The sequence below is a fragment of the Kribbella pratensis genome, assembly GCF_004366075.1.
Lineage (GTDB): Bacteria > Actinomycetota > Actinomycetes > Propionibacteriales > Kribbellaceae > Kribbella > Kribbella pratensis.
In genome coordinates this window covers 3,028,726-3,050,986 of record NZ_SODU01000001.1, presented here as the reverse complement: position 1 = coordinate 3,050,986, position 22,261 = coordinate 3,028,726, and the positions used below count along the sequence as shown (strand labels likewise).

Below are 22,261 nucleotides of genomic sequence, written 5' to 3'. Positions count from 1 at the left end.
CCGACAACTTCTGCCCTCGCGGGAGCATCATGCCGGGTAAGGGGGTGGCACCAATGAGGAAACCACTCGTAACAACCGCGGTGGCCCTGCTCTTCACGGCAACCCTGGTACCGACTACAGCGTCGGCCGGCTCCACAACGCCCACCACGTCCGCCGTCAACTGTTACGTCAACGCGTCGTCAGTTACCGCAAGCGGTGACCACAACAATCTGGCCGTCGTGTCGACCACGCCGCCGAAGGCGACCAGCGGTGCGCTCGGCCGTAGAGCGTTCGCGCCGGGGCAGGTCAAAGTCATGGCCACGATGTCGATCCTGATCGACCAGGGCCCTGACGGCTCTGAATACGACGTGTACGGCTACGTCATCATCGGCGATGCGCTCTACCAGGCGGCGTACGGCGCTCATGACGGGACCGTGAGCAATCCTCCGGCAGGCTTACGGCGGATCGGTGGCGGCTGGGGGAACTTCACGATGGTGGAGGAAGCCGAGTACCAGGGCCCGACGCAGGCGGGCATCTCCCGATGGACCGTCTACGGCCTGCGCAGCGATGGCGTGCTGTTCCGGTGGAACGTCAGCTCCAAAGGCGTCTGGAGCCGTACCGGGTCGGCTCCTGGATTCGCCGCGGTGAAGTCGATGTCGCTGGTCAGCAAGACCGCGACGTACGACACGTTCGTCGCCAACACCCGTGGCGGCGCGCTCTACACGATCCACCTCCCGGTCAGCGCACCGATGAAGCCCGTCGTGAAGCAGGTCCGCACCCGCACCTGGCAGGGCTTCGAGACCCTGATCACCCAGCAGTGCGGCGTGTACGGTTCCCTGCTGCTCGGCATCGACAAGGACACCGACTCCGCCTACCTGTACGCCGTCGGCCGCTACACCGGTCTGAGCACGGTGATCCAGTCGATGGGCAAGGTGCCCGCGACGATGCCCGACAACGTCTACGCCGGTCTGAAGGACCCCGGTAGCCCGAAACACGCCGAATGAGCAAGCCAAGGGAACAGGGGGTGGTACGAATGCTCAAACCACTCGGAACGACAGCAGCGGCCTTACTCGTGGCAGCCGGGGTGGTGATCCCTGGAACCGCGGCAGCGACGCCGAGCGCGGTGTCGGCAGGAGGCTGCCCCGTGGCGGTGGGCTCCGTGACGGCCGGGGGTGATCACCGGAATCAGGGCGTCTTCGCGGGGACGCCGCCCACGGCCCCGGCAAGCCACATCCTGGGGACCGGGGTGTACCCCGACGGAACGGTTCGGGTCAGCTCTTCGATGTCGTGGGGTGATGACGGGCAGAGCATCGCCTTCGTGTCCGGTTACAGCATCCTGGGGGATGGGCTGTACCACGCCAGCTACTCGGCCGGCGGCGGTGTCATCGAGGGCGGGATCAAGCGGATCGGCGGCGGCTGGGGGACCTTCGTCGCCCTCGACGAAGGGTTGTACTACGACAAGGTGCTCCGGTACAACACGTACGGACTTCGTAACGACGGCACGCTGTTCCGCTGGACGATCGACAGCAAGGGCGCTTGGGGGAACAAGGTGTCCGCGCCCGGGTTCGCCGCGGTGAAGGCGATGACGCTGATCAGCTCGACCAAGACCTACGACACGTTCCTCGCGAACACCCGCGGCGGCGCGCTCTACACTATCCACATCCCGACCACCGCGCCGATGAAACCCGTCGTCAAGCAGGTTCGCAGTAAGACCTGGCAGGGCTTCGAGACGTTGATCGCGCAGCACTGCGGCCAGTACGGCTCGGTCCTGCTCGGCATCGACCGGGACACCCACACGGCCTACATGTACGCCCTGGGCCACGCCAGCGGCCCGACCACCGTCATCCAGTCGTTCGGCAAGGTCCCGGGCACCTTCACCGACCCGGTCTACTTCCATTGGACCGACGGCAACCCCACCTGGAAGCCGCCGTTCGGAGAGTGACGAACTCAGACCGCTTCGACGTTCGTCTGTCAGCCAGCGGCCGTCCTCTGACTGGAGGGTGAGCTGCACTCGGGTGCGCTGGATGCTCGGCGCCGACGCACCTTTTGTGGTCGTGGTCGTGTCGACGAACAGGAGGACGTGGGCCGTGGCGGCGGTCGCGTCCTTCACAGCGGCGTCCTTGACTTCGGCCTTGGCGACGGCCTGCTGGCTCAGCTGTTGCGGACGGATCGCGGCCACGGTTTTCGCGAACTCGGCGCCGAACCTCTCCGTCGTGACCTTCTGGGCCGCCGCCGCGTAGTCGTCGAGCTTTCGGTAGTCATAGGTGAAGAGGACGCCGACGTTCGCCCGCGCAGCCGCCAGGACCTCCGTGCGTTCCTGCTCGCCCGGCGCGGCCTCGTCGAGCTTGCGCTGCAGGTCGTCGGCGCGTTCGAGTTGCGTCTTGGCGTCGGCCCGGACGATGCCGACGGCCGCGATCCCGGCGACGGTGGCGCCCGCCAGCAGCACCGCCAGAATGATGCTGACGACAACCGCGGGATGGAGCCGCGACCGCGCCGGCAGAGGCGGTGGAGGGGAAGTCATCGACCAGCCGGCGTCAGCGGACCGCGGGCAGATCCCCTGTCGACTCCCCGTCGAGTTCGGCGGGGGAGTCCGGGGTCGGGGTGTGCTCGGCCTCGTCGAGGGCGATCTCTTCACGGAAGACGAACTTGCGGTAGGACCAGAAGCGGAACAGGGTGCCGAGGCCGAGGCCGATGAAGTTCGCGGCGATGTTGTCGGACAGCCAGCTGTGCAGGTCCAGGACGTACCGCGAGAAGGCCAGGCAGCCGGCCGCGATCAGCAGGCCGATGCCGTTCAGCACGAAGAACAGCACGTACTCACGGTGCAGGCCGGAGCGCTCCCGGTGCCGCCACGTCCAGTACCGGTTGCCGAAGTACGTCACGATCGTGGCGACCGTGGTCGAGATCAGCTTCGCGGTCAGCGGCTTGTGGTGCAGCATGCCGACACCCGAGTCGGCGAGCACCAGCGGATTGTTGAAGACCAGCCAGTTGTAGATCGGCAGGTCGACGACCAGACCGAGCAGACCGACCAGACCGAACTTGGCGACTTCGTGCACCAAGTGCTGGAACTGGCGGTACAGCGTGGTGACGAGCTTCAACGGACCTCGGGACCTTCTGTGATCACACCGCGACGGGAGGGCAGCTTCCCACGGTACCCGGCGACCGGTCCGACCCCGAAATCGCCCGCGTGCCGCGACAGCCGCCGTACGCCCGATGATGTATGGACATTAGGCTCACCGCTGTGAAGTTCGATCGTAAGGATCTCCCCGTCGGTACCCCCGTGGTCGGCATGGTCGGCGGCGGGCAACTGGCCCGGATGACCCAGGAAACGGCCGTCGCCCTCGGTATTCAGCTCCGCGTGCTCGCCGAGGGCGCGACGGTGTCGGCGGCCCAGGCGGTCGCGGACGCGCCCGTCGGCGACTACAAGGACCCGGAGACGGTACGGCGGTTCGCCGCGGAGTGCGATGTGGTGACCTTCGACCACGAGCACGTCCCGACGGACCTGCTGCACTCGCTCGAGGCGGACGGGATCGCGGTCCGGCCCGGCCCGGACGCGCTCGTGCACGCCCAGGACAAGGCCGTGATGCGCGCCCGGCTGGACACGTTCGACGCGCCGGCGCCCGCGCACCAGGTGGTCGGCACGCCCGCCGACGTCGCCGACTTCGCCAAGCGGGTCGGCGGTTTCCCGGTCATCCTGAAGACCACCCGCGGCGGGTACGACGGCAAGGGTGTGTGGTTCGTCGACGGCCCCGAGGACCCGCAGATCGCGACCGCGTTCGGCAGCGGCGTACCGATCCTGGCCGAGGAGAAGGTGGATTTCGTCCGCGAGCTGTCCGCGATCGTGGCGCGCTCGCCGCACGGTCAGGCGGTCGCGTACCCGATCGTCGAGTCGGTGCAGCGGGACGGCATCTGCGTCGAGGTGACCGCGCCCGCGCCCGGTCTGGCGCCGGAGCGGGCCGCCCAGGCGCAGCAGACCGCGCTGCGGATCGCCGGTGAGCTCGGCGTGATCGGCATCCTCGCGGTCGAGATGTTCGAGGCGCGGGACGGTCGGCTGCTGGTCAACGAGCTGGCGATGCGCCCGCACAACACCGGGCACTGGACGATCGACGGCGCGGTCACGTCCCAGTTCGAGAACCACCTGCGCGCGGTGCTCGACCTTCCGCTCGGCTCGCCGGCCGCGCGGGCGCCGTACACGGTCATGGTCAACGTACTCGGCGGCGACGTCGAGGACATGCACCGCGGCCTGCTGCACTGCATGGCGCGCGACCCGGGCCTGAAGGTCCACTTCTACGGGAAGTCGGTGAAGCCGGGGCGCAAGGTCGGCCATGTCACGGCGTACGGCGACGACCTCGAGGAGACCCGCTCCCGGGCGCGGCATGCTGCTGATTACCTGACCGGCACGATCGACGAATAGGACATGGCTGTGATTGGCATCGTGATGGGGTCGGACAGCGACTGGCCGACGATGAAGGCCGCGGCCGAGGTGTGTGCCGAGTTCGACGTGCCCTTTGAGGCAGATGTGGTGTCCGCGCACCGGATGCCGGCCGAGATGATCGACTACGGACGGTCAGCGCACGAGCGAGGGCTCAAGGTGCTGATCGCCGGTGCCGGCGGGGCCGCGCACCTGCCCGGGATGCTCGCGTCGGTGACCCCGCTGCCGGTGATCGGCGTACCGGTGGCGCTGAAATACCTCGACGGAATGGACTCGCTGCTGTCGATCGTGCAAATGCCGGCCGGAGTGCCGGTTGCGACCGTCTCGATCGGGAACGCTCGTAATGCGGGGCTGCTCGCGGTCCGGATCCTGGCTGCCTCCGACGAGAAGTTGCGGGACCGGATGATCGCGTTCCAGGAAACTCTCGCGGAGTCGGCGCGGGCCAAGGGCGCTACGGTACGTGATGGGGCGGCAGAGCTGCGTAAAGGCTGAGGCGGTCACTGGCTTTCCACAGGACGGGGCGGGTAGTCATGAGTTCCCACTGGTTGTCGTCTAAGGTCGTCGATCGTGACTCCGCCCACTGACTCGGACACGCAGCGCATTCCGGTCCGCTACTGGATCTGGCTGTTCGGCGCTGCCGTGTCCCTCCTCGGCGATCTGACGATGAGGTTTGCCATCGGCTGGTCCGCCACTCGCCACGGGGGCAGCGTCGCCGGCCTCATCCTGTTGCTCGCCGCTGCCCCGCGAGCTGTCCTGCTGCTCGTCGGTGGCGCGATCGGCGACCGGTACGGCGCCCCACGGGTGCTGCTGGTGAGCTGCACCGCGATGTTCCTGGTCACCGCGGCCCTCGTCCCGGCCACTCTGGCTGCCGGCGAACCCGTGTGGTTGCTGGTGATCCTGGCCCTGGTGGTCGGAACGATCGACGCGTTCTTCCTGCCGTCGTCCCGGTCGATGCCGCGACTGCTGGTGCCGCCGGCGCAGGTGCCGAGGGCGCTCGCGAGTTTCCAGGTGACGGGCGTGATCTTCGCCGTCACGGGCACCGCGGTCGGCGGCGTCCTGGTGAGCTGGTCCGGACTCACTGCGGCGGGCGGTTTCGACGCCCTGACGTTCGGCGTGATGATCATCGTCCTGATCCTGCTGCGGAAGACGATCGCGCCCCCCGGCCGGATGCCGGCCGGCATGCTTCGCTCGATCGGCGCCGGCATCCAGGTCGCCTTCGGCCGCCCGCTCACCCGGGCGCTGCTGATCACGATGACGGTTGCGGCAGGTCTACTGATGCCGCTCGACGCACTGCTGTTCCCGCTGCTCGCCCGCGACCACGGGTGGAACGCCACGACCGCCGCTCTGCTGGTCGCCAGCCGGAGCCTGGGAGTGGGGGTGATCGCCCTACGGATCCTGATGCGGGGCGCGTTTCCCCGGCCGGGCGTCTTCGCCGCGCTCGGCCTCCTGCTGGCGGCTGCCGGACTCCTCGGCCTTTCGGTGCTCGACCCGCTGGCGTTGACGTTCGCCGCCGGTGTGCTGAGCGGGATCGGCGTCGGCATGTTCACCGGTCACGTGCTGCCGCTGCTGATGAACTCGGTGGAGCGTGAGTTCCAGTCCCGCCTGCAGTCGATCGTCGTGCTCTGTCAGAGCATCGCGATCATGGTGGCGAACCCGCTGCTCGGCAGCCTGGCCGATGTGACGGGCATCGGCATCACCGGAGTCTGCCTGGGCATCTCGGTGGCAGCAACCATCACCGGATGCATCGTACTGACCCGCCCGGTCCTGCGCTCGGCAACAGTCGCTTAAGGCCGGCCCGGTGCCCGGTAGGTCCAGCCCGCGGCGCGCCACGCGTCGGCGGCGAGGTTGAGGCGGGCGTCGACGACGACCGGGTCGGTGACGACCGGCTTCAGCGCGACCGGGTCGAGCGCGCGGAACTCCGGCCACTCGGTCAGGTGCAGTACGGCGTGCGCCTCGCGGCACGCCTCGACCGCGGTGGGGGCGTAGCGCAGGGTCGGACGCACCTTGCGGGCGTTCTCCATCGCCTCCGGGTCGTACACCGTGACGTTCGCGCCGTGCAGCTGGATCCGCCCGGCCACATCGAGCGCGGGCGAGTCGCGAACATCGTCCGTACCGGCCTTGAACGCCGCGCCGAGCACGGTGACGTTCTTGCCGATCCACTGGCCGCCGAGCATCTCGTGGGTCAGGTCGACGATCCGCGCGCGCCGGTGGTGGTTGATGTCGTCGACCTCACGCAGCAGCGTGATGACCTCTTCGACGCCGAGCTCGCCGGCCCGGTGCATGAACGCGCGCAGGTCCTTCGGCAGGCAGCCGCCGCCGTACCCGGGTCCGGCGTTCAGCGCGCCGCGGCCGATCCGCTTGTCGTACCCGAGCGCCTCGGCCAGCTGGGTGACGTCCGCACCGGTCGCGTCGGCCATCTCCGCGAGCGCGTTGATGAACGAGATCTTCGTGGCCAGGAACGCGTTGGCGCCGCCCTTGACCAGCTCCGCGGTCGGCAGGTTGCAGACGACCACCGGCGAACCCTCGTCGATCGGCATCGCGAACACCTCGCGCAGCCGGGCCTCCGCGGCCGCGGACTGGACGCCGAAGACCAGACGGTCCGGGTGCAGCGTGTCCTCGACGCCGTGCGCCTCGCGGAGGAACTCGGGCTGCCAGGCGATCTCGACCGCCGACCCGGCCGGGGCCTGGCGGTGCATGCGTTCCTCGACCGCCTTCGACGTACCGACCGGGACCGTGGACCGGCCGACCACCAGGGTCGGCCTGGTGAGCAGCGGGGCGAGCATGTCGACCACGGAGTAGACCTGGGACAGATCGGCCGCCTCGCTGCCCTCGAGCTGCGGGGTGCCGGCGCAGATGAAGTGCACGTCGGCCCAGTCGGCGATCTCGGTGTAGTCGCTGGTGAACCGCAGCCGGCCGGAGTCCACGTGCTTCTTCAGCAGCGGGTCCAGCCCGGGTTCGTACAGCGGGGCCTTGCCGTCGTTCAGCAGCTTCAGCCGGTGCTCGTCGATCTCGACCCCGATCACGTCGAAACCGAATTCGGCCATCCCGGCAGAGGTGTTGCAGCCGAGGTATCCGGTGCCGATCACGGCGATCCGCAGGGGGCGGGAGGTCGCTTCACTCATGTCGGGGACTCTACCCATCGTGGTTATCGGACGGTTATCGGCTCATGTCTGGACAGTGCGCTCTTGCTCACTTTCGGCGTACGACGCCCCCCACCGGCGAGATGTTCGTCGTACTGTGTGACCCGTGAGTAACTCATTCGAGCTGTACGCGCTGTCCGAGGAGCACCAGGCGATCCGCGAGGCCGTTCGCGACGTCTGCGACGCCAAGGTCGCCCCGCACGCCGGGGACGTGGACGAGCTGGCCGAGTTCCCGAAGGCGTCGTACGACGCGCTGAAGGCGTCGGACTTCCACGCGCCGCACATCCCGGAGCAGTACGGCGGCGCCGGCGCGGACGCTCTCGCCACGGTGATCGTGATCGAGGAGGTCGCCCGCGCGTGCGCCTCGACCTCGCTGATCCCGGCCGTCAACAAGCTCGGCTCGTTGCCGCTGCTGCTGTCCGCGTCCGACGAGGTGAAGCAGCGCTACCTGCCGCCGGTCGCGGCGGGCGACTCGATGTTCTCGTACTGCCTGTCCGAGCCGGAGGCCGGTTCGGACGCCGCCTCGATGAAGACGCGGGCCGTCGCGGACGGGGACGGGTATGTGCTGAACGGCGTGAAGCGCTGGATCACCAACGCCGGCGTCAGCGATTTCTACACCGTCTTCGCGGTGACGGACCCGGATGCCCGCTCGAAGGGGATCTCCGCCTTCGTGGTGGAGAAGTCCGACGAGGGCGTCTCGTTCGGCGCCCCGGAGAAGAAGCTCGGGATCAAGGGCTCGCCGACCCGCGAGGTGTACTTCGACAACGTCCGGATCCCGGCCTCGCGGATGATCGGCTTTGAGGGGACCGGGTTCGCGACCGCGATGGCGACGCTGGACCACACCCGCGTGACGATCGCCGCGCAGGCGCTCGGGATCGCCCAGGGCGCCCTCGACTACGCGCTCGGCTATGTCAAGGAGCGCAAGCAGTTCGGCAAGGCGATCGCCGAGTTCCAGGGCCTGCAGTTCATGCTCGCGGACATGGGCATGAAGATCGAGGCGGCCCGTCAGCTCACGTACGCCGCGGCCGCCCGCTCGGAGCGCGGCGACTCCGACCTGACCTACTTCGGCGCCGCCGCCAAGTGCTTCGCCTCCGACGTCGCGATGGCCGTCACCACCGACGCCGTCCAACTCCTCGGCGGCTACGGCTACACCCACGACTACCCGGTCGAACGCATGATGCGCGACGCCAAGATCACCCAGATCTACGAAGGCACCAACCAGGTCCAGCGCATCGTCATGGCCCGCCAACTCCTGAAGGGCCTCAGCTGACGGGCACGCCCGCCACCCCGCCCGACAGAAGACGGGCTATCCCCTCGTGTGTTGGGTTCTCTACTGATACACGAGGAGAGAACCCTGTATTCGAGGGGTTATCCGTTCGCGTGACTGGAGCGTGATGCTCTTATGCCGTCTCGAACCGAGCGGGTGTTCCTGCGTCCGCTCGAGTTGGCGGATGTGGCGACGTATGCGTTGTGGGGGCGGGACCGGCGTTTCTGCGAGCACGCCGGCTGGACAATGGATCTGCCCGCAGCTGAGCACGAGACGCACTGGCGCACGCTGATCGAGCACCCGAAATCGGACCTTCTCCGTCGCGCGGCGGTCTTAGGTGACGACGTGATCGGGTACGTCGACCTGGCCGGGGCGGATCCGGATCGACGGGAACTGGGCTATGTCGTTGGGCCTTCCGACCGCTGGGGGCGTGGGCTTGGTGGGATCGTGGCGCGGCTCGGGCTCGACTGGGGGTTCCGGGAGTTGGGGCTCGAGGAGATCTGGGCCGAGGCGGTGAACGCGAATCGGGCGTCGGTGCGGATCCTGGCGTCGCTCGGGATGACGGAGGTCGGGCGTGGGGCCGACGAGGAGTTCCTCGGGGTCGCGAGCCATTATCGGCGGTTCTCGATCAGGCCCGGGTCATGACGGCGCGGTTGCGATGCTGGTGACCAGGGCCGTGGCGCGCTTGGTCAGTTCGGTGCGGTTGGTTGCGCCGGCGTGGATCTGCATCGCGACTCCGTCCAGTACGGACGTGATCAACCGCGCGCGCATCCGGATCTCCTGGTCGGACAGTCCTGGCGTGACGCGCCGGATGAGGACGCCGAGTTCGCGGTAGAACGCCTCGTAGATCTCGTGGTTGAGGCGGCGGAAGCGGGCGTGGTGGTACGCGAGCAGTGACATCGTGCCGAAGACGGCGCCCGCGCCGGTTGTCCAGTTCCGGACCAGGGCGCGTGCGGACTCGGTCAGGCCGTCGATCGTGGTAGCCCGTCGTACGGCCGCGAGGTCGTGCTCGAACTCGGCGCGGATCAGCGCCTCGAGCAGGTCGTCGCGGGTCGCGAAGTAGTACTGGAGGTTTCCCAGCTTCATCTCGGCCTTCGCCGCGACCCGGCGCAGGACGAACTGGTCGAACCCTTCCTCGACCAGCAGCTTCCGCGCCACGGCCAGTACGGCGTCCCGGCGGGCCGCGCCGCGGTCGCTGAACGAGGTGGTCACACCCCGCACCTTACCGCCGTCTAGGTCGTTGACCTACAATTAGGTCAACGACCTAGACAGGAAGGTATTCGGATGCCAGACCGTATGACCCGGGCCGAGCGGGAGGCCTTTCTCACCGACGTACGTGTCGGTGTGCTTGCTGTGACGTCGGACGATCCGGAGCGTGCGCCGGTCAGCGCGCCCGTGTGGTACGACTACTCGCCGGAGACCGGCGTGACCGTGATCATGAACGCGAAGTCCCGCAAAGGCGTCGCGATCGAGGCCGCCCGGCGGTTCGTGCTCGTCGTCCAGTCGGAGGCGACCCCCTACCGCTACGTGACCGTCGAAGGACCTGTCACCGAGATCCGCTCGCCCGACACCGCAAAGGATCTGCTCCCGATGGCGATCCGGTACCTGGGCGAGGACTTCGGTTCGACGTACACGAAGGAATGGGAGGAGGCAGGCGGATCCGAGACCGACCTCGTCTACGTGATGAAGCCGCAGCAGTGGAACACCGCGGACTTCACCAACGACTTCGCCTGAGGCGCCTCGTCCGCCGTTCACCTAGGCTGGGCAGCCCCTGACTGCCCAGCCTTGACTACTCGGCCCTGACTACGCGGCCGCGGCGCGTAGCAGCTTCTCCGGCCAAGCGGGATCGTTGCTCTGGGCAATTGGGTAGCCGGAGGCCCACGGGCCTTCCCAGCGGACCTCGATGCCTGGATTGTGGGCGTCGGTGCCGTCGGGGAGGAAGAGATGCGGGCTGCCCTGTACGGCGTCGGTGACGGCGACGGCGTGGTCGCCCATCACCGCGGATCGCGCCCGGCCGTCGTCGAGGGCCGCGGCCAGTTCGATGACGTCGACCGACTCGACGTCGGCCGCGATCTCGAGGATCGTCTGCCGATGGCCGATCGGCCGGGATTCGAACCAGAAACCCCGGCGAAGCGCCGCGTCGAGGTCCTCGGAGGCCTGCAGTCTCTGAGCCTTGGCGGCGTGGACGGCCTCAGCGGCGAGCAGCACCGTCGACGGGTAGGTCCAATCGGGCTGCGTCCACAGGCGGAACCCGATCTCCGGCGCGAGCTGACCGAGCCCGACCGCCTCGCTGTCGGTCCCTGGCCGGGAGTGCGGGCCGTTGAACAGTTCCAGCGCGAACGTGTGGTGATCCAGGCGAACCACGCCGTCCAGCCCGAGCTCGGTGCGAGTCGTCCGGAGCCGGTGAATCGCGACGTGCGCGAACGGGCACAGCAGATCCGACCAGACCTGGATCGTCCCGGGTGCGACGTTCACTCGTCCTCCTGGTGATCGGCGCCGGACGGGTTGCTGGTGAAGCGCTCCGGCGTGATGAGCACCGCCGTACGTCGATCCGCCACCATCTCCCGGTCGTACGCCTCCAGGTCCGGATGTACGCCGCCCGCCGCGTGGTAGATGTCCCGCAGCAGCACGCGCAACCGCTCCGCGTCGATCCCTTCCAGCGGATCGTCCGGCCCGGCCAGCTCGACCGATCCGCTCACGCCGATCCACTCCCACTCCGCGCGGAACACCAGCGTCGCGGCCGGCGTACGTCGCAGGTGCGTGAGCTTCGCCGTCCGGCCGCGGGCGACAAAGGCGACGACCGGCTCGCCGGTCACCGGGTGGTCGAGCACCCCGGCGTTCACCACCGATGCGGCCGGCTCACCGGATCGTCGCTGAGTAATGGCAACCGCCAGGAAATGATCCCGCTGTCCGAGTTCGTTGATCCGGTCGAGTCCGGCACGCGTCTCCATGTCACCACATTAACGGACCACGGTCCGTTTCCTCAACCGGCGTCGGCAACGTCGAAGGACACTCCGGAATGCACCCCGCGATCAGCAGGACGACCGCCAACCCCTGACCTTGCGCGTGTCCTCCATGGACGGCGTCCGGCGTCATCAGGAGTGTGACAGCCCGGAGTCGCGGTTTCCTCCTCCAGATCGGATGAGCAGACCTGGGTAGGACGGTCCTACTCTCGGGATGGGAACCCATTGCGAGAGGTGACGCCGTGACTTCGGACCAGGGACAGCCGACCGTGTTTCATCAGGTGCGAGTACTGGACGTACGTCGCGGCAGGGTCGGGGACCCGGTGCAGGTGGTCGTCCGCGACGGAGTCATCGACAAGATCTCGCCGGCGGCCGAGATCCCTGCCCGTGCGCGCGTCGTACCCGGCGAAGGGCGGACGCTGATCCCGGGACTGATCGATGCGCACTGGCACGCGATCTTCGCCTCGGTGCCGCTGATGACCGCGTTGACGGGTGATGTCGGGTTCCTACACATCGTCGCGGCGGCAGCGGCGCGGGACACGTTGCTGCGCGGTTTCACCACGGTCCGGGACGCCGGCGGCCCGTCGCTCGGGCTCAAGCAGGCGATCGACGACGGCCTGGTGCCGGGGCCGCGGATCTACCCGTCCGGGGCGATGATCTCGCAGACCGGTGGGCACGGTGACTTCCGGGCCCGGCACGAGATCCCCCGTGGTCGGACCGGCTACCTGAGTCATGCCGAGCTGGTGGGTGCCGTCCGCATCGCCGACGGTGTCAGCGCGGTGTTCGAGGCCGCGCGCGAGCAGCTCATGCTCGGCGCCTCGCAACTCAAACTCATGGCGGGCGGCGGCGTCGCGTCGTCGTACGATCCGTTGGACGTCACGCAGTACACCGAGGCCGAGCTGCACGCGGCGGTCGAGGCCGCGGAGAACTGGGGAACCTACGTGATGGTGCACGCCTACACGCCGCGCGCGGTCCAGCAGGCGATCCGGGCCGGAGTCAAGTGCATCGAACACGGTCAGCTGCTCGACGACGAGACCGTCGAACTGATGGCGGAGAACGAGGTCTGGTGGTCGCTCCAGCCCTTCCTGGACGACGAGGACGCGCCCCCTGTCCCGCCGGGGAGCCGGCCGAAGTTCGAGCAGATGGTGACCGGGACGGAAACGGCGTACGAGCTGGCGAAGAAGCACGACGTCCGGCTGGCCTGGGGGACCGACACCTTGTTCGACCCGGCGCTCGCAACCAAGCAGGGCAAGCAGCTCGCCAAGATGACGCGCTGGTTCACGCCGGCCGAGGTGCTGACGATGGCGACCGTCACCAACGCCGAACTGTTGTCGCTGTCCGCTGCCCGGAATCCGTACCCCGGTGTTCTCGGAGTCGTCGAGGAAGGCGCACTCGCCGACCTCATCCTTGTGAACGGCAATCCGCTGGACGACATCCAGTTGCTGGCCACTCCGGAGACCGCCTTCGCGGCGATCATGAAACAGGGCGCCCTCGTCAAGGACACGACGGCCGACTCGTCCCGCTGAAGGCTTAGCCGGCCGGCCAGAGTTGTGGCTGGATTGCCGGATCGGCGTAGTCGGGGTCGGGGTACCGCTACCTCAACGAACGCCGGATCGATCGCGCTCACCCCGACCGCGTTCAGATCGTCGCGATCGCGGTGACGCCGAGCGCGAGGCCGACGAGATAGGTGCCCATGGCACCGACATCGCGGAGCGGGCCGTGCGCCGCGAGCGAGGCGGACCGCAGCATGCCGAGCGCGTGCGTGAACCGGACGACGACGGCCGCGACGGCGAGTACGTCGATCAGCCAGCTGTCGGACAACGCCGAGCAGACCAGTAGCAGCACGATCATCGTCGGGATGTACTCGGCCGCGTTACCGTGCGCACGGACCGCGATCAGTAACCGGTCCGTGGGATCGCTCGGCAGTTGGTTGCCACCTCCGCGGAGGGCACGGTTGCGCGTGACGTTGGCTCCGAGCAGGAACAACAGGATGCCCAGCAGGGCAATGCAGACAACGGTGATGGTGCTCATACGAGTGCTCCCTTGAACAGACTGCTGACGATGGTGTGGCTGAGGTTGGTCCCGAGCAGGGCGTCGGTCTTGTGCATGCCGCCGGGACAGGTGACGTTGACCTCGATCAGCCGGCCGTCGATCACGTCGAGACCAGCGACGGCGAGGCCGTGCTTGCGCAGTACCGGTCCGAGTACGCCGACGATCGCGCGGTCGTGGTCGTCGATCTCGGCCGGTGCGACCGGCGGCCCGATCCGGAAATCGTCGACGGCCGGCCGCCGAAGAACCGCGCCGACGATCTCGCCGTCCAGCAGGAACAACCGCTTGTTGCCTTCCGCAACTGTTGGCAGGAACTGCTGCGCGATCACGTGCTGTCGCCCGCCGTGCGTGGCCGATTCCAGCAACGCGATCGCACTCCGGTCGTCCCGCACCAGCCACACGCCGATCCCCGCGAACCCGTCGACCGGCTTCACGACCGCCGTACCGACGCCCCGCACGAACGACCGCAGCGCCTGCGGATCGGCCCCGACGTACGTCGGCGGGCACAACTCGGGGAACTGCAGTGCGATCAGCTTCTCGTGCATCGCCCGGATCCCCTCCGGCCGGTTGATCACCCGTGTGCCCGCCGCTTCGACGAGATCGAGCAGGTACGTCGTGTGCAGGTACCGCGCGTCGACAGGCGGATCGATCCGCAACTGCACGACGTCGAACGACGCGACGTCGACGACCGCGGTACCGAGCTCGTCCCACCACGTCGAGTCCACGATCCATCGATGATCGCCACCGGCGACGCGCGGCCGCAGCCGGATCCGCCGAGCCCGCGCGCACACCCGCCCGTCGACGACCGCGAGTTCCTCCGGACCGCAGCACCAGATGTCGACACCCAGATCCTGCGTCGCACTCATCAACCCCACGCTGGCGTCGATATCGCCTTGCAGACCGGTCAACGGGTCGGTCACGAACAGCACGCCGGTCATGCCGCCACCTCCTGATCCAGTACGCCGGCCGCCGCCGCGCGCCACAGCTGTGCGGAACACGACCCTTCGAGTGCCCGCAGTAGGTCGCGTCGGCGTACGTCGTCGTACATGAGTTGCTTGAGTACGGCGACCGCACGCTCCACTGCGTCTGGCTCGAGAGCGTCGAGGAAGCGCACCTCGAGGTACGTCCCGCGCGGGCGGACCGGCGGGAAGAGCGTGCTCACGTGCCCGACCGGCCCGTCGACGAAGACCGTGGCGGCTGCGGCGAAGGCGGCGTACGACGTGACCGGGTCCTCGTCGCGCAGCAGGCTGTCGTCGAACGCGGTACGCGCCGGGTCGACCGCCAACCAAGTCGCCAGCCGCTCGCTGTGGTTGAAACGTGCCGCGAGGAACGGGCCGGCGAGGTTGAGTACCTGCCACTGCTCGATGCCGGCCTGCCCCGGCCACCAGTCCAGGCAGATCTGGGTGGACGCGGTACGGCGCATCATCCGTCGACCGGCCGGCCCGATGCGGTCGAAGTGCCGCTGCATCGCGACGTACCGCGCCGAGGTCAACTGCAACGGCACCTCCTGTCGAGGGTCGACCGGGATCGCCCGCAGCGTGATCCCGGCCAGCCGGCGTCGGAGGTCGGCAGTCAGCCACCGCAGGTCGCCGATCGGATCGAGCGACGGCGGGAGACTCAGTTCGAGTTGTCCGCCGGGCTCGAAGCTGACGTACGGCGCCGCGAACGACCCCTCCGCCGCCCGCCGCACTTCCTCGATCGGCACCACGCCGCCATCGGCCGCGGCGACGACGTACTCCTGCTCGATCGCGACCCGAACCGTCCGCCGCCGCCCCCGCGCGAACAGACCGGCCACCACCGGGTGTAGTTCCCTGGCCTCCATCGTCCCCTCCTGATACCGTAAGGATTCCTGTCAAATATTGGAAGGTATCCTTACGACATGTCAAGGCCTCAGGTCCCGCGACTCGATCGGAAGCCGCTGATCGCGCTGGTCGAGCGCGCCAACCGCGCGTTGCAGTCCGACATGGTCCGCCGTGCCCACGCCGACGGGCACACCGAGGTGAAGATGGCCCACAACTCGGTCTTCGGCTTTCTGCACTCCGACGGCGCCCGAGCCGCCGACATGGCCGCCCGGGCCGGGATCACCCGGCAGTCGATGGGCGAGGTGATCCGCGACATGGTCGCGCTCGACCTGCTGGAGATGCGGTCCGACCCGAACGACGGCCGGGCCAAGGTGGTGACGTACTCCGAGCACGGACTGGCTGTGGCCGGCGACGGCTTCTCGTACCTTGGTGAGCTCGAGCGCCGCTTCGCCGAAGAGTTCGGCGAGGAGGAGTACGCCGTCGCTCGTGATGTGCTCGAGCGGCTGGTCGACGTCCTCGATCGTTTCGCAGCTGAGGAGAGCCAGGCCGCGAACACGGCCTAGGTCCGCGGCTTCGCTCGTTGTCTCATGGATTGAGAACAGTTGTCAGGACAGGTCGGCTTGTCTAAGCTTGCCCGCAGGTTGGGAGAACAGCCCGCGGACCATTCCGGTGCCGATCGTGTGCGACTCCCGACAATTCCCGTCCAGCATCGACGGGCCACGGGATCCTCGTTCCCGGTCGACGCATCCGGCAGGTAGTCCGCAGTAGTGCGCAGTACTGCATTGATGCACAGGGGACACCAATGACCCTCTACGTCGACCGGCAAGGTCACGTGATCAATCGCACCACCTGGCTCGCGTTGACGGCGCGGCCGGAGTACGTCGTGATCGCCAGCGACGCCGTCGCCGTCGAGGGACAACAGGTACAAGTCATGACGATGTGGCTCGGACTGAATCTGCCGAGCAGGCCACGGGTCTTCGAGACCCTGCTGCACGCGGTCGGAGGCAACCGCCCGTGCAGGTGGACGTGGCCGAGCCTCCTGCAGGCGCAGGCGGGTCATCGTCAGGTCGTCGACGAACTCGCTACCGGGCAGCCGGCAGCGAGTGGGTCAATGTCAACCAGAAGCAACACCGGCCGATAACTGGAACCGATCAACGAGGACAGAGGCGACATCACGGCACCTGGGTGTGTGCGGCGAGTAACGCGGGCCGGGTCACGCCGAGGGCTCTCACCTCTTGATTCTCATGACGGCAGAACACCTTCACGACACCAGGACGTGTGCGACCGGAACTACGGGTCGGGTCACGTCCTGGTGTCTCGACCGCTCGGGCCAGAATCGAATTCGCGACTGTCGACCGCCGGCCGGCCGGTGTGCCGGGCGATCAGGGCAGCGGCCACGTCGCGGAGTTTGCGGTTGTGGTTCTGGGAATGGCGGCGCAGCAACTCGAACGCGGTTCGGGCATCGCACTTCTCCTGGCCCATCAGCAGCCCGAGTGCCTGGTCGATCACCGACCTCGACGCGAGCGCCTGCTCCAACTGCTCACCCAGCTCCGACTGCCGCACTGCACGCGCCGCGAAGGCCAGCGTAGTGGCGGCTTGTTCGGCGTACGCCGTCGCGCGCTCGCGATCCGCCTCACTGAAGGTGTCAGGCCGCTCGTATCCGTACAGGTTCATCGCGCCGATCGTCTGCCCGTCGACGATCAGTGGAAGGGCGAGCGAGGCCTTCACTCCGGCTGTCCGTGCCGTGTCGACGTATTGCGGCCACCGGTTCTCGCCCAGATAGTCGGCGACGTCCACGACGGCGCCGCTCGCCAAGGCGTCCAGGCAGGGCCCTTCGCGGAGGCTGTACTGCTGCTCGTCGATCCATGCTGCCCGGGCGTCGCTGCTCACGATCGTCCGCGGCTGGCCGTCGTACCGCGTCGTGATCCCGCAGGACGCGGGCGGCTCGACGATCTTGGCCGCGACATCGGCCAGCTTCGCGAGCAGCTCCTCGAGCCCTGGCGCGCCGAGCAGCAGCGAGTGCAGTGAGCTCAGTGCGTCGACCAGCGGCGCATCACCATTGTCATCCACCGTTTCACCTCCGGGCGACCGGAGAACCTCCCCGCCTCCAAGCTACGCCGCTCGCAGCGGTTGGGCGCCAGAGATCAGCCTTCGTCTTCGGCCGGTGGCAGTGTCGGGTAGTCGCCGATCGGGTAGAGGCCGACCGTGAAGCCGTACGTCGTGTCGCCGGCGCGGGGGAGCTGGTCGAACGTGTGGATCAGCGCGTCGACCTGCTGCCAGAACTCCGCGGCACGCTCCTCGGGAATGCGGGCGTGCCGGATGAACGAGCGCATCTGACCCGCGTCGTACGCCGGTTTCGACTCCTCGGCCGCGACCTCGAAGTCGTTGAAGTCGTGCGGCAGCTGTCCCTGGTCGCCCTGCCGGCCGAGGCCGACGAAGAACATCCGCGCCGCACGCCCGTAGAACCGCTCCTCGATCGCCCGCACCTTCCGGGTCCGGACCACCTGCAGGATGCCCGCGTCGGCGAGCACCTTCACGTGGTGCGCGACCGTGCTCTTCGGCCGCCCGACCGCTGTTGCCAGCTCCGTCACGGTCGCCGCCCGCTCGTGCAACAGCCCGAGAATCGTCGTCCGGAGCGGATCGCTGATCGCCCGCACCTGCTCCGCGGTCGTCAGCTCGACAGTGTCCGCGAGCTCGTAATCGGGGACCGACCTGTTGATCGCCATGGTCCGAATAGACTAGCATCGTGGATTGTTCGGGATATTTGGATCATTGGAGCTGATGATGGCCGAGGTCGTGCTGTACCACCACTCACAGGGGCTGACCGACGGGGTGAAGGCGTTCGCCGACGAGCTCCGGCAGGCGGGTCACACCGTCCACACGCCGGACCTGTACGAAGGCAACACCTACGCGACGCTCGAGGAGGGGATGGACTACGCGCGGGCCACCGGCTTCGGTGTGGTCGCCGAGCGCGGCGTCCAGGCTGCGCAGAGCCTGCCGTCGAACGTCGTGTACGCCGGGTTCTCGCTCGGCGTCGTGCCTGCTCAGCAGTTGGCGCAGACTCGTCCCGGCGCCACCGGAGCGCTCTTCTACTACTCGTGCCTGCCGGTGGAGGAGTTCGGTACCTGGCCGGACGGCGTACCGGTGCAGGTGCACGGCATGGACGAGGACCCGTTCTTCACCGAGGAAGGCGGCGACCTGGACGCTGCCCGCGCCCTGGTCGCCGCCAACGAGAATGCCGAACTCTTCCTCTACCCCGGCAAGGAGCACCTGTTCGCCGACTCATCCCTCCCGGGATACGACGAGTCCGCCGCCAAGCTCGTCCTGGAGCGCACCCTCGCCTTCCTTGCGTAGAACCTGTGCAGGGCTGGTCAGCCGAAGGCCGCTAGATTGCGGTCGGCCCAGACTCGGAAGGTTCGCGCGGGGCGGCCGGTGAGGTCCTGGACGGTGGTGGTGACGAGGTCGGAGGCTGGGCGGTTCTGGGCGCTGCCGATGAGCGCTTCGACGAGCGCCGGCGGGCGACCGTCCGCGAGCAGCTGTGCTCGCGCGTCGTCGAACGGTGTCGCCTCGAACGTCAGCTCGCGGCCGAGCGCGTCGCCGAGGATCCGCACCTGATCGGCCCGGCTGAGTACGTCGGGACCGGTCAGCGTGTGGGTCGTGCCGGGCTGCGAATCACGCAGTACGGCGGCAGCGACCGCGGCGATGTCCGCGGGGTCGATCACCGCGGTCGCGGCGTTGTCCGGCCCGCGTACGACGTCACCGGCTTTGAGTTGCCCCGCCCAGCCGAGCGCGTTGGACGCGAACGTGTCCGCGCGCAGGATCGTCCACTCCAGTCCCGACGCCCGCACGGCAGTCTCCAGATCGGCATGCAAACGCGTGATCGGATCCGTGTCAGCCCCGAACCGGACTGCCGACGACGACAGATAGACAACCCGCCGCGCTGACTTCGCGATCTTAGCCAGCACCGCACTCGCACCGTCGGACGTGAGAAACGGCCAAACCAGGAAGACAGAGTCGACGCCCTCCATATCGAGCGTCTCGGGACGGGCGAGATCGGCGCCCGACGAGCGGTCGAGAGAGCGCGCCTCCGGCAGCAGCGCCGCCAGTTCCCGCCCGACGTTGCCCGTTGCGCCAGTCAAGAGGATCACGCCCTCGGCAACCTGCCCAGGCATTGTCGGTATTCCCGGCTACAGTGCTGAAGATGATCAACGGAGCGCATGTGATCATCTACACCACCGACGCCGACGCGGACCGCGCCTTCTTCCGGGACGTGCTGGAGTACCCGTCCGTGGACGCGGGCCACGGCTGGCTGATCTTCAAGCTGCCACCGGCCGAGGTCGCGATGCATCCGGCGGAGGTCGGCGCGCACGAGCTGCTGCTGATGTGCGACAACCTCGAGCAGACGATGGCAGACCTGTCCGTGCGCGGCGTGGAGTTCGTGCGACCGGTCGAGCGGCAGCAGTGGGGTGTGCTGACGGCGTTCCGATTGCCGGGCGGGGGCGAGGTCGGGTTGTACGAGCCGCTGCACGAGCGGGCGCATGATCTCTGAGTTCCGGATTGCGGTGCCGGACGCGGAGCTTGCGGATCTGTGTGGCCGGCTGGAGCGGGTTCGTTGGGTTCGCCAACTACCGGGGCACGGGTGGGAGCGCGGCGTGCCGGTCGGGTATTTGCGGCGGGTGGTCGAGCGGTGGGCGGCGTACGACTGGCGGGCCTGGGAAGCACGGCTCAACGAGCATCCGCAGTACACGACCGAGATCGACGGGCAGACGATTCACTTCCTGCACGTGCGATCGGCCGAGCCGGATGCGTTGCCGTTGGTGCTCACGCACGGGTGGCCGGGATCCGTGGCCGAGTTCCTGGAAGTGCTCGGGCCGCTGACCGATCCGGCGGCGTACGGCGGGGATCCGCGCGACGCCTTCCACGTCGTCGCGCCGTCCGTGCCGGGGCACGGGTTCTCGGTGCCGTTGACGTCCGGCTGGAATCACGCGCGGATCGCTCGTGCATGGGCGGAGCTGATGCGTCGCCTCGGGTACGAGCGGTACGGCGCGCAAGGCGGCGACACTGGATCCGTTGTCTCGCCCCTTGTGGGACAGGTGGATCCGGCGCACGTGGTCGGCGTACACATCAATGGGGGACTGGCGTATCCGGCCCTCGAACCGGGTGATCGCGAGCAGTTGAACGACGTTGAGCGCGAGCGGCTTGCGGCGGCTGAGCGGTTGCGTGCGGTCGGCACCGGGTACGCCGAGTTGCAGGGGACTCGGCCGCAGACGGTGTCGTTCGGGCTGAGCGACTCGCCTGTTGGACAGTTGGCGTGGATTCTCGAGAAGTTCTGGGAGTGGACCGACCCGGCACGCGAACTGCCCGAGGACGCGATCGACCTCGATCACCTGCTCACGAACGTCTCGATCTACTGGTTCACCAACACCAGCGCAACCTCCGCCAACCTGTACTACGAGAACCGGCAGGCAGCCGACGACCTGACCCCGGGCGTGCCGACAGGCGTCGCCGTCTTCCCAACCGACCCAGCAATCCGGCGGGTACTGGACCGCCAACACCACATCGTCCATTGGTCAGAATTCACCCAAGGCGGCCACTTCGCCGCCCTAGAAGCCCCCGCCCTACTCGTCAACGACATCCGCACATTCTTCCGCCTGCTCCGCTAGGGCCCGTCCCACACAGCACTATGCGCCGCGCCCACCCACAGCGCGATCCCGGGCCAGGCGGGTGTTCTGCACACCGGAGCGCGAGGAGCGCCATCAGGAGAACCCGTCGTCTGCGCGACAGGGGTCGCTCACCGGTTGCGGCGACGGCCGGGAGCGGGTGGGGGAGTGGGGACAGGCGCTGGTGACTGGGGACAGGTAATACCAGGTGCCCACTCACCGCTGGCTGTCGCACGACCCCGGACCCGTACACCGGACAGGAGCGCCTGCTTCCGGCGGGCTACGTGACCGCTGGCCGGTCGTTTCAGGCCGTCGGCGAAATAGCCCGCCATTCGCGGCCGTGGTGACCGCACCGCGTGGGCAGACAACAATCCCTCGTGCTAGAGCGCCGGTAGTGCGTCGTCCATTCGTCGGAGGTCGCGGTTGAGATGCTCGACTTGCTCGTGGACTGCATCCAGGGATTCTTTCGGGTGGCTTGGTAGGCGGGCGGGGGTTACGAAGGTCAGTAGGGCGCCGTCGCGTTCTACTGTTGCGTTGGGCCAGCGGCGGCGGAGCATGCGGAGGGAGCGGTCGTTGGCGGCGCTGACCACGAACAGGAAGTGGGTCGCGCCGGCCTCGATCGCGTCGGCGGCGGCGATGGAGAGCATTCGGATGCCGAGGCCGCGCCGCTGGTCGTCCTCGGCGATCACGGCCGCTAGTTCGGCGGTCGATTCACCGGGTGCCCAGGCCCACATCGCATGGCCGACGATCGTCTCGTCGCGGGTCGCGACGAAGGCGGCGCCGGTCGGGCACAGCATCCGCAGCAGCAACGCCTGGCGTGGCGGCGTACCGATCGCGGTCTGGAACCGGAAGTAGCGGCTGAGGTCCGTCAGCCCGGACAACATCCTCGCCAGTTCGTCCGCGTCGGGTTCGCCGGCGCGGCGGACGAGTGGCGGTCTCGTCTGAGTCTGGTTCACGGATTCAGCCTTGCTC

Annotated in this window: 27 protein-coding genes; 15 read left to right on the top strand and 12 right to left on the bottom strand. The window is 68.2% G+C overall.

Annotated elements, in window-relative coordinates; translation table 11 throughout:
• The first annotated feature begins 53 nt into the window (after nucleotides 1–53).
• The 3 genes from EV137_RS14670 (at nucleotide 54) to EV137_RS14660 (ending at nucleotide 2,219) form a co-directional block, all read left to right on the top strand.
• Nucleotides 54–983 carry a hypothetical protein gene (locus EV137_RS14670; protein WP_134129161.1) on the top strand — a complete coding sequence of 310 codons (930 nt, stop codon included), beginning with the start codon at nucleotides 54–56 and terminating at the stop codon, nucleotides 981–983.
• 314 nt (nucleotides 984–1,297) lie between these two features.
• The gene (locus EV137_RS14665; protein ID WP_238175300.1) at nucleotides 1,298–1,921 is read left to right on the top strand and encodes a hypothetical protein; all 624 of its coding nucleotides are present in this window, start codon (nucleotides 1,298–1,300) and stop codon (nucleotides 1,919–1,921) included.
• A 73-nt stretch (nucleotides 1,922–1,994) separates the two neighbouring features.
• Nucleotides 1,995–2,219: a hypothetical protein gene (locus EV137_RS14660; RefSeq protein ID WP_134129157.1), complete on the top strand. Its 225-nt coding sequence runs from the start codon at nucleotides 1,995–1,997 to the stop codon at nucleotides 2,217–2,219.
• Nucleotides 2,220–2,513: 294 nt separating this feature from the next.
• Here EV137_RS14660 and EV137_RS14655 read toward each other — a convergent pair whose 3' ends face one another.
• Nucleotides 2,514–3,074, bottom strand: a complete 561-nt coding sequence (locus tag EV137_RS14655; RefSeq protein WP_134004145.1) for a GtrA family protein — start codon at nucleotides 3,072–3,074, stop codon at nucleotides 2,514–2,516.
• 143 nt (nucleotides 3,075–3,217) lie between these two features.
• On the opposite strand from EV137_RS14655, the gene EV137_RS14650 reads away from it, so the two are divergent.
• The 3 genes from EV137_RS14650 to EV137_RS14640 all read left to right on the top strand — a co-directional run bounded on the left by EV137_RS14650 (nucleotide 3,218) and on the right by EV137_RS14640 (nucleotide 6,196).
• Nucleotides 3,218–4,390, top strand: coding sequence for a 5-(carboxyamino)imidazole ribonucleotide synthase (locus tag EV137_RS14650; RefSeq protein ID WP_238175299.1), 1,173 nt, complete (start codon nucleotides 3,218–3,220; stop codon nucleotides 4,388–4,390).
• Nucleotides 4,391–4,393: 3 nt separating this feature from the next.
• Entirely contained in the window at nucleotides 4,394–4,900 is a 507-nt protein-coding gene (gene purE / locus EV137_RS14645; RefSeq protein ID WP_134004149.1) for a 5-(carboxyamino)imidazole ribonucleotide mutase, read from the top strand.
• Between the two features lie 75 nt (nucleotides 4,901–4,975).
• Nucleotides 4,976–6,196, top strand: a complete 1,221-nt coding sequence (locus EV137_RS14640; RefSeq protein WP_134004151.1) for an MFS transporter — start codon at nucleotides 4,976–4,978, stop codon at nucleotides 6,194–6,196.
• Here the strand turns inward: EV137_RS14640 and EV137_RS14635 are convergent.
• Nucleotides 6,193–7,530: a UDP-glucose dehydrogenase family protein gene (locus EV137_RS14635; protein WP_202870921.1), complete on the bottom strand. Its 1,338-nt coding sequence runs from the start codon at nucleotides 7,528–7,530 to the stop codon at nucleotides 6,193–6,195. The genes EV137_RS14640 and EV137_RS14635 overlap by 4 nt on opposite strands.
• A gap of 124 nt (nucleotides 7,531–7,654) precedes the next feature.
• Between EV137_RS14635 and EV137_RS14630 the strand changes: the two genes are divergently transcribed.
• Together EV137_RS14630 and EV137_RS14625 are read left to right on the top strand one after the other, a co-directional pair.
• Nucleotides 7,655–8,818: an acyl-CoA dehydrogenase family protein gene (locus tag EV137_RS14630; RefSeq protein WP_134129155.1), complete on the top strand. Its 1,164-nt coding sequence runs from the start codon at nucleotides 7,655–7,657 to the stop codon at nucleotides 8,816–8,818.
• Nucleotides 8,819–8,950: 132 nt separating this feature from the next.
• Nucleotides 8,951–9,460 carry a GNAT family N-acetyltransferase gene (locus tag EV137_RS14625; RefSeq protein WP_134129153.1) on the top strand — a complete coding sequence of 170 codons (510 nt, stop codon included), beginning with the start codon at nucleotides 8,951–8,953 and terminating at the stop codon, nucleotides 9,458–9,460.
• On the opposite strand, the gene EV137_RS14620 is transcribed toward EV137_RS14625, so the two are convergent.
• Entirely contained in the window at nucleotides 9,455–10,027 is a 573-nt protein-coding gene (locus tag EV137_RS14620; protein ID WP_166679869.1) for a TetR/AcrR family transcriptional regulator, read from the bottom strand. The two genes, EV137_RS14625 and EV137_RS14620, sit on opposite strands and share 6 nt — an antisense overlap.
• 72 nt (nucleotides 10,028–10,099) lie before the next feature.
• On the opposite strand from EV137_RS14620, the gene EV137_RS14615 reads away from it, so the two are divergent.
• Nucleotides 10,100–10,549: a pyridoxamine 5'-phosphate oxidase family protein gene (locus EV137_RS14615; RefSeq protein WP_134004159.1), complete on the top strand. Its 450-nt coding sequence runs from the start codon at nucleotides 10,100–10,102 to the stop codon at nucleotides 10,547–10,549.
• A gap of 69 nt (nucleotides 10,550–10,618) precedes the next feature.
• On the opposite strand, the gene EV137_RS14610 is transcribed toward EV137_RS14615, so the two are convergent.
• Nucleotides 10,619–11,290, bottom strand: coding sequence for a DsbA family oxidoreductase (locus EV137_RS14610; RefSeq protein ID WP_134004161.1), 672 nt, complete (start codon nucleotides 11,288–11,290; stop codon nucleotides 10,619–10,621).
• Nucleotides 11,287–11,766: a pyridoxamine 5'-phosphate oxidase family protein gene (locus EV137_RS14605; RefSeq protein ID WP_134004163.1), complete on the bottom strand. Its 480-nt coding sequence runs from the start codon at nucleotides 11,764–11,766 to the stop codon at nucleotides 11,287–11,289. The genes EV137_RS14610 and EV137_RS14605 overlap by 4 nt, the downstream gene beginning before the upstream one ends.
• A gap of 254 nt (nucleotides 11,767–12,020) precedes the next feature.
• On the opposite strand from EV137_RS14605, the gene EV137_RS14600 reads away from it, so the two are divergent.
• Nucleotides 12,021–13,304, top strand: coding sequence for a metal-dependent hydrolase family protein (locus tag EV137_RS14600; protein WP_166679868.1), 1,284 nt, complete (start codon nucleotides 12,021–12,023; stop codon nucleotides 13,302–13,304).
• A gap of 112 nt (nucleotides 13,305–13,416) precedes the next feature.
• Here the strand turns inward: EV137_RS14600 and EV137_RS14595 are convergent, their stop codons facing one another.
• The 3 genes from EV137_RS14595 to EV137_RS14585 are packed head-to-tail and all read right to left on the bottom strand — an operon-like array spanning nucleotide 13,417 to nucleotide 15,649.
• Nucleotides 13,417–13,809, bottom strand: coding sequence for an MAPEG family protein (locus EV137_RS14595; protein WP_134004167.1), 393 nt, complete (start codon nucleotides 13,807–13,809; stop codon nucleotides 13,417–13,419).
• The gene (locus tag EV137_RS14590; protein ID WP_134004169.1) at nucleotides 13,806–14,765 is read right to left on the bottom strand and encodes an ATP-grasp domain-containing protein; all 960 of its coding nucleotides are present in this window, start codon (nucleotides 14,763–14,765) and stop codon (nucleotides 13,806–13,808) included. Before EV137_RS14590 ends, EV137_RS14595 begins: the two co-directional genes overlap by 4 nt.
• Complete coding sequence (locus EV137_RS14585) at nucleotides 14,762–15,649, bottom strand: glutamate-cysteine ligase family protein (protein ID WP_134004171.1); 888 nt, start codon at nucleotides 15,647–15,649, stop codon at nucleotides 14,762–14,764. The genes EV137_RS14590 and EV137_RS14585 overlap by 4 nt, the downstream gene beginning before the upstream one ends.
• A 57-nt stretch (nucleotides 15,650–15,706) precedes the next feature.
• Between EV137_RS14585 and EV137_RS14580 the strand changes: the two genes are divergently transcribed.
• Both EV137_RS14580 and EV137_RS14575 read left to right on the top strand, forming a co-directional pair.
• Nucleotides 15,707–16,192, top strand: coding sequence for a MarR family winged helix-turn-helix transcriptional regulator (locus EV137_RS14580; protein ID WP_134004173.1), 486 nt, complete (start codon nucleotides 15,707–15,709; stop codon nucleotides 16,190–16,192).
• Nucleotides 16,193–16,431: 239 nt separating this feature from the next.
• Nucleotides 16,432–16,770, top strand: a complete 339-nt coding sequence (locus EV137_RS14575; RefSeq protein ID WP_134004174.1) for a hypothetical protein — start codon at nucleotides 16,432–16,434, stop codon at nucleotides 16,768–16,770.
• Nucleotides 16,771–16,931: 161 nt separating this feature from the next.
• Here EV137_RS14575 and EV137_RS14570 read toward each other — a convergent pair whose 3' ends face one another.
• Both EV137_RS14570 and EV137_RS14565 read right to left on the bottom strand, forming a co-directional pair.
• Nucleotides 16,932–17,699: a GAF and ANTAR domain-containing protein gene (locus EV137_RS14570; RefSeq protein WP_238175298.1), complete on the bottom strand. Its 768-nt coding sequence runs from the start codon at nucleotides 17,697–17,699 to the stop codon at nucleotides 16,932–16,934.
• Nucleotides 17,700–17,773: 74 nt separating this feature from the next.
• Nucleotides 17,774–18,355, bottom strand: coding sequence for an ArsR/SmtB family transcription factor (locus EV137_RS14565; protein ID WP_134004176.1), 582 nt, complete (start codon nucleotides 18,353–18,355; stop codon nucleotides 17,774–17,776).
• A 55-nt stretch (nucleotides 18,356–18,410) separates the two neighbouring features.
• Here EV137_RS14565 and EV137_RS14560 point away from each other — a divergent pair, with 55 nt between their 5' ends.
• A complete protein-coding gene (locus EV137_RS14560; protein ID WP_238175339.1) occupies nucleotides 18,411–18,983 on the top strand; it encodes a dienelactone hydrolase family protein in 573 nt (190 codons plus the stop codon).
• 17 nt (nucleotides 18,984–19,000) lie between these two features.
• On the opposite strand, the gene EV137_RS14555 is transcribed toward EV137_RS14560, so the two are convergent.
• Entirely contained in the window at nucleotides 19,001–19,777 is a 777-nt protein-coding gene (locus tag EV137_RS14555; protein ID WP_238175297.1) for a Rossmann-fold NAD(P)-binding domain-containing protein, read from the bottom strand.
• Nucleotides 19,778–19,830: 53 nt separating this feature from the next.
• Here EV137_RS14555 and EV137_RS14550 point away from each other — a divergent pair, with 53 nt between their 5' ends.
• The gene (locus EV137_RS14550; RefSeq protein WP_134129145.1) at nucleotides 19,831–20,178 is read left to right on the top strand and encodes a VOC family protein; all 348 of its coding nucleotides are present in this window, start codon (nucleotides 19,831–19,833) and stop codon (nucleotides 20,176–20,178) included.
• Nucleotides 20,168–21,292, top strand: a complete 1,125-nt coding sequence (locus EV137_RS14545) for an epoxide hydrolase family protein (RefSeq protein ID WP_134129143.1) — start codon at nucleotides 20,168–20,170, stop codon at nucleotides 21,290–21,292. The genes EV137_RS14550 and EV137_RS14545 overlap by 11 nt, the downstream gene beginning before the upstream one ends.
• A gap of 377 nt (nucleotides 21,293–21,669) precedes the next feature.
• On the opposite strand, the gene EV137_RS14540 is transcribed toward EV137_RS14545, so the two are convergent.
• Nucleotides 21,670–22,245: a GNAT family N-acetyltransferase gene (locus tag EV137_RS14540; RefSeq protein WP_134129142.1), complete on the bottom strand. Its 576-nt coding sequence runs from the start codon at nucleotides 22,243–22,245 to the stop codon at nucleotides 21,670–21,672.
• Nucleotides 22,246–22,261 lie beyond the last annotated feature (16 nt).

Bases quoted from the DNA above. Each gene is read 5' to 3' on its own strand.
- purE (WP_134004149.1), top strand. From the start codon at position 4,394: ATGGCTGTGATTGGCATCGTGATGGGGTCGGACAGCGACTGGCCGACG.
- EV137_RS14560 (WP_238175339.1), top strand. From the start codon at position 18,411: ATGATGGCCGAGGTCGTGCTGTACCACCACTCACAGGGGCTGACCGAC.
- EV137_RS14545 (WP_134129143.1), top strand. From the start codon at position 20,168: ATGATCTCTGAGTTCCGGATTGCGGTGCCGGACGCGGAGCTTGCGGAT.
- EV137_RS14625 (WP_134129153.1), top strand. From the start codon at position 8,951: ATGCCGTCTCGAACCGAGCGGGTGTTCCTGCGTCCGCTCGAGTTGGCG.
- EV137_RS14575 (WP_134004174.1), top strand. From the start codon at position 16,432: ATGACCCTCTACGTCGACCGGCAAGGTCACGTGATCAATCGCACCACC.
- EV137_RS14605 (WP_134004163.1), bottom strand. From the start codon at position 11,766: ATGGAGACGCGTGCCGGACTCGACCGGATCAACGAACTCGGACAGCGG.
- EV137_RS14595 (WP_134004167.1), bottom strand. From the start codon at position 13,809: ATGAGCACCATCACCGTTGTCTGCATTGCCCTGCTGGGCATCCTGTTG.
- EV137_RS14565 (WP_134004176.1), bottom strand. From the start codon at position 18,355: ATGGCGATCAACAGGTCGGTCCCCGATTACGAGCTCGCGGACACTGTC.
- EV137_RS14580 (WP_134004173.1), top strand. From the start codon at position 15,707: ATGTCAAGGCCTCAGGTCCCGCGACTCGATCGGAAGCCGCTGATCGCG.
- EV137_RS14590 (WP_134004169.1), bottom strand. From the start codon at position 14,765: ATGACCGGCGTGCTGTTCGTGACCGACCCGTTGACCGGTCTGCAAGGC.
- EV137_RS14550 (WP_134129145.1), top strand. From the start codon at position 19,831: ATGATCAACGGAGCGCATGTGATCATCTACACCACCGACGCCGACGCG.
- EV137_RS14635 (WP_202870921.1), bottom strand. From the start codon at position 7,530: ATGAGTGAAGCGACCTCCCGCCCCCTGCGGATCGCCGTGATCGGCACC.
- EV137_RS14615 (WP_134004159.1), top strand. From the start codon at position 10,100: ATGCCAGACCGTATGACCCGGGCCGAGCGGGAGGCCTTTCTCACCGAC.
- EV137_RS14670 (WP_134129161.1), top strand. From the start codon at position 54: ATGAGGAAACCACTCGTAACAACCGCGGTGGCCCTGCTCTTCACGGCA.
- EV137_RS14585 (WP_134004171.1), bottom strand. From the start codon at position 15,649: ATGGAGGCCAGGGAACTACACCCGGTGGTGGCCGGTCTGTTCGCGCGG.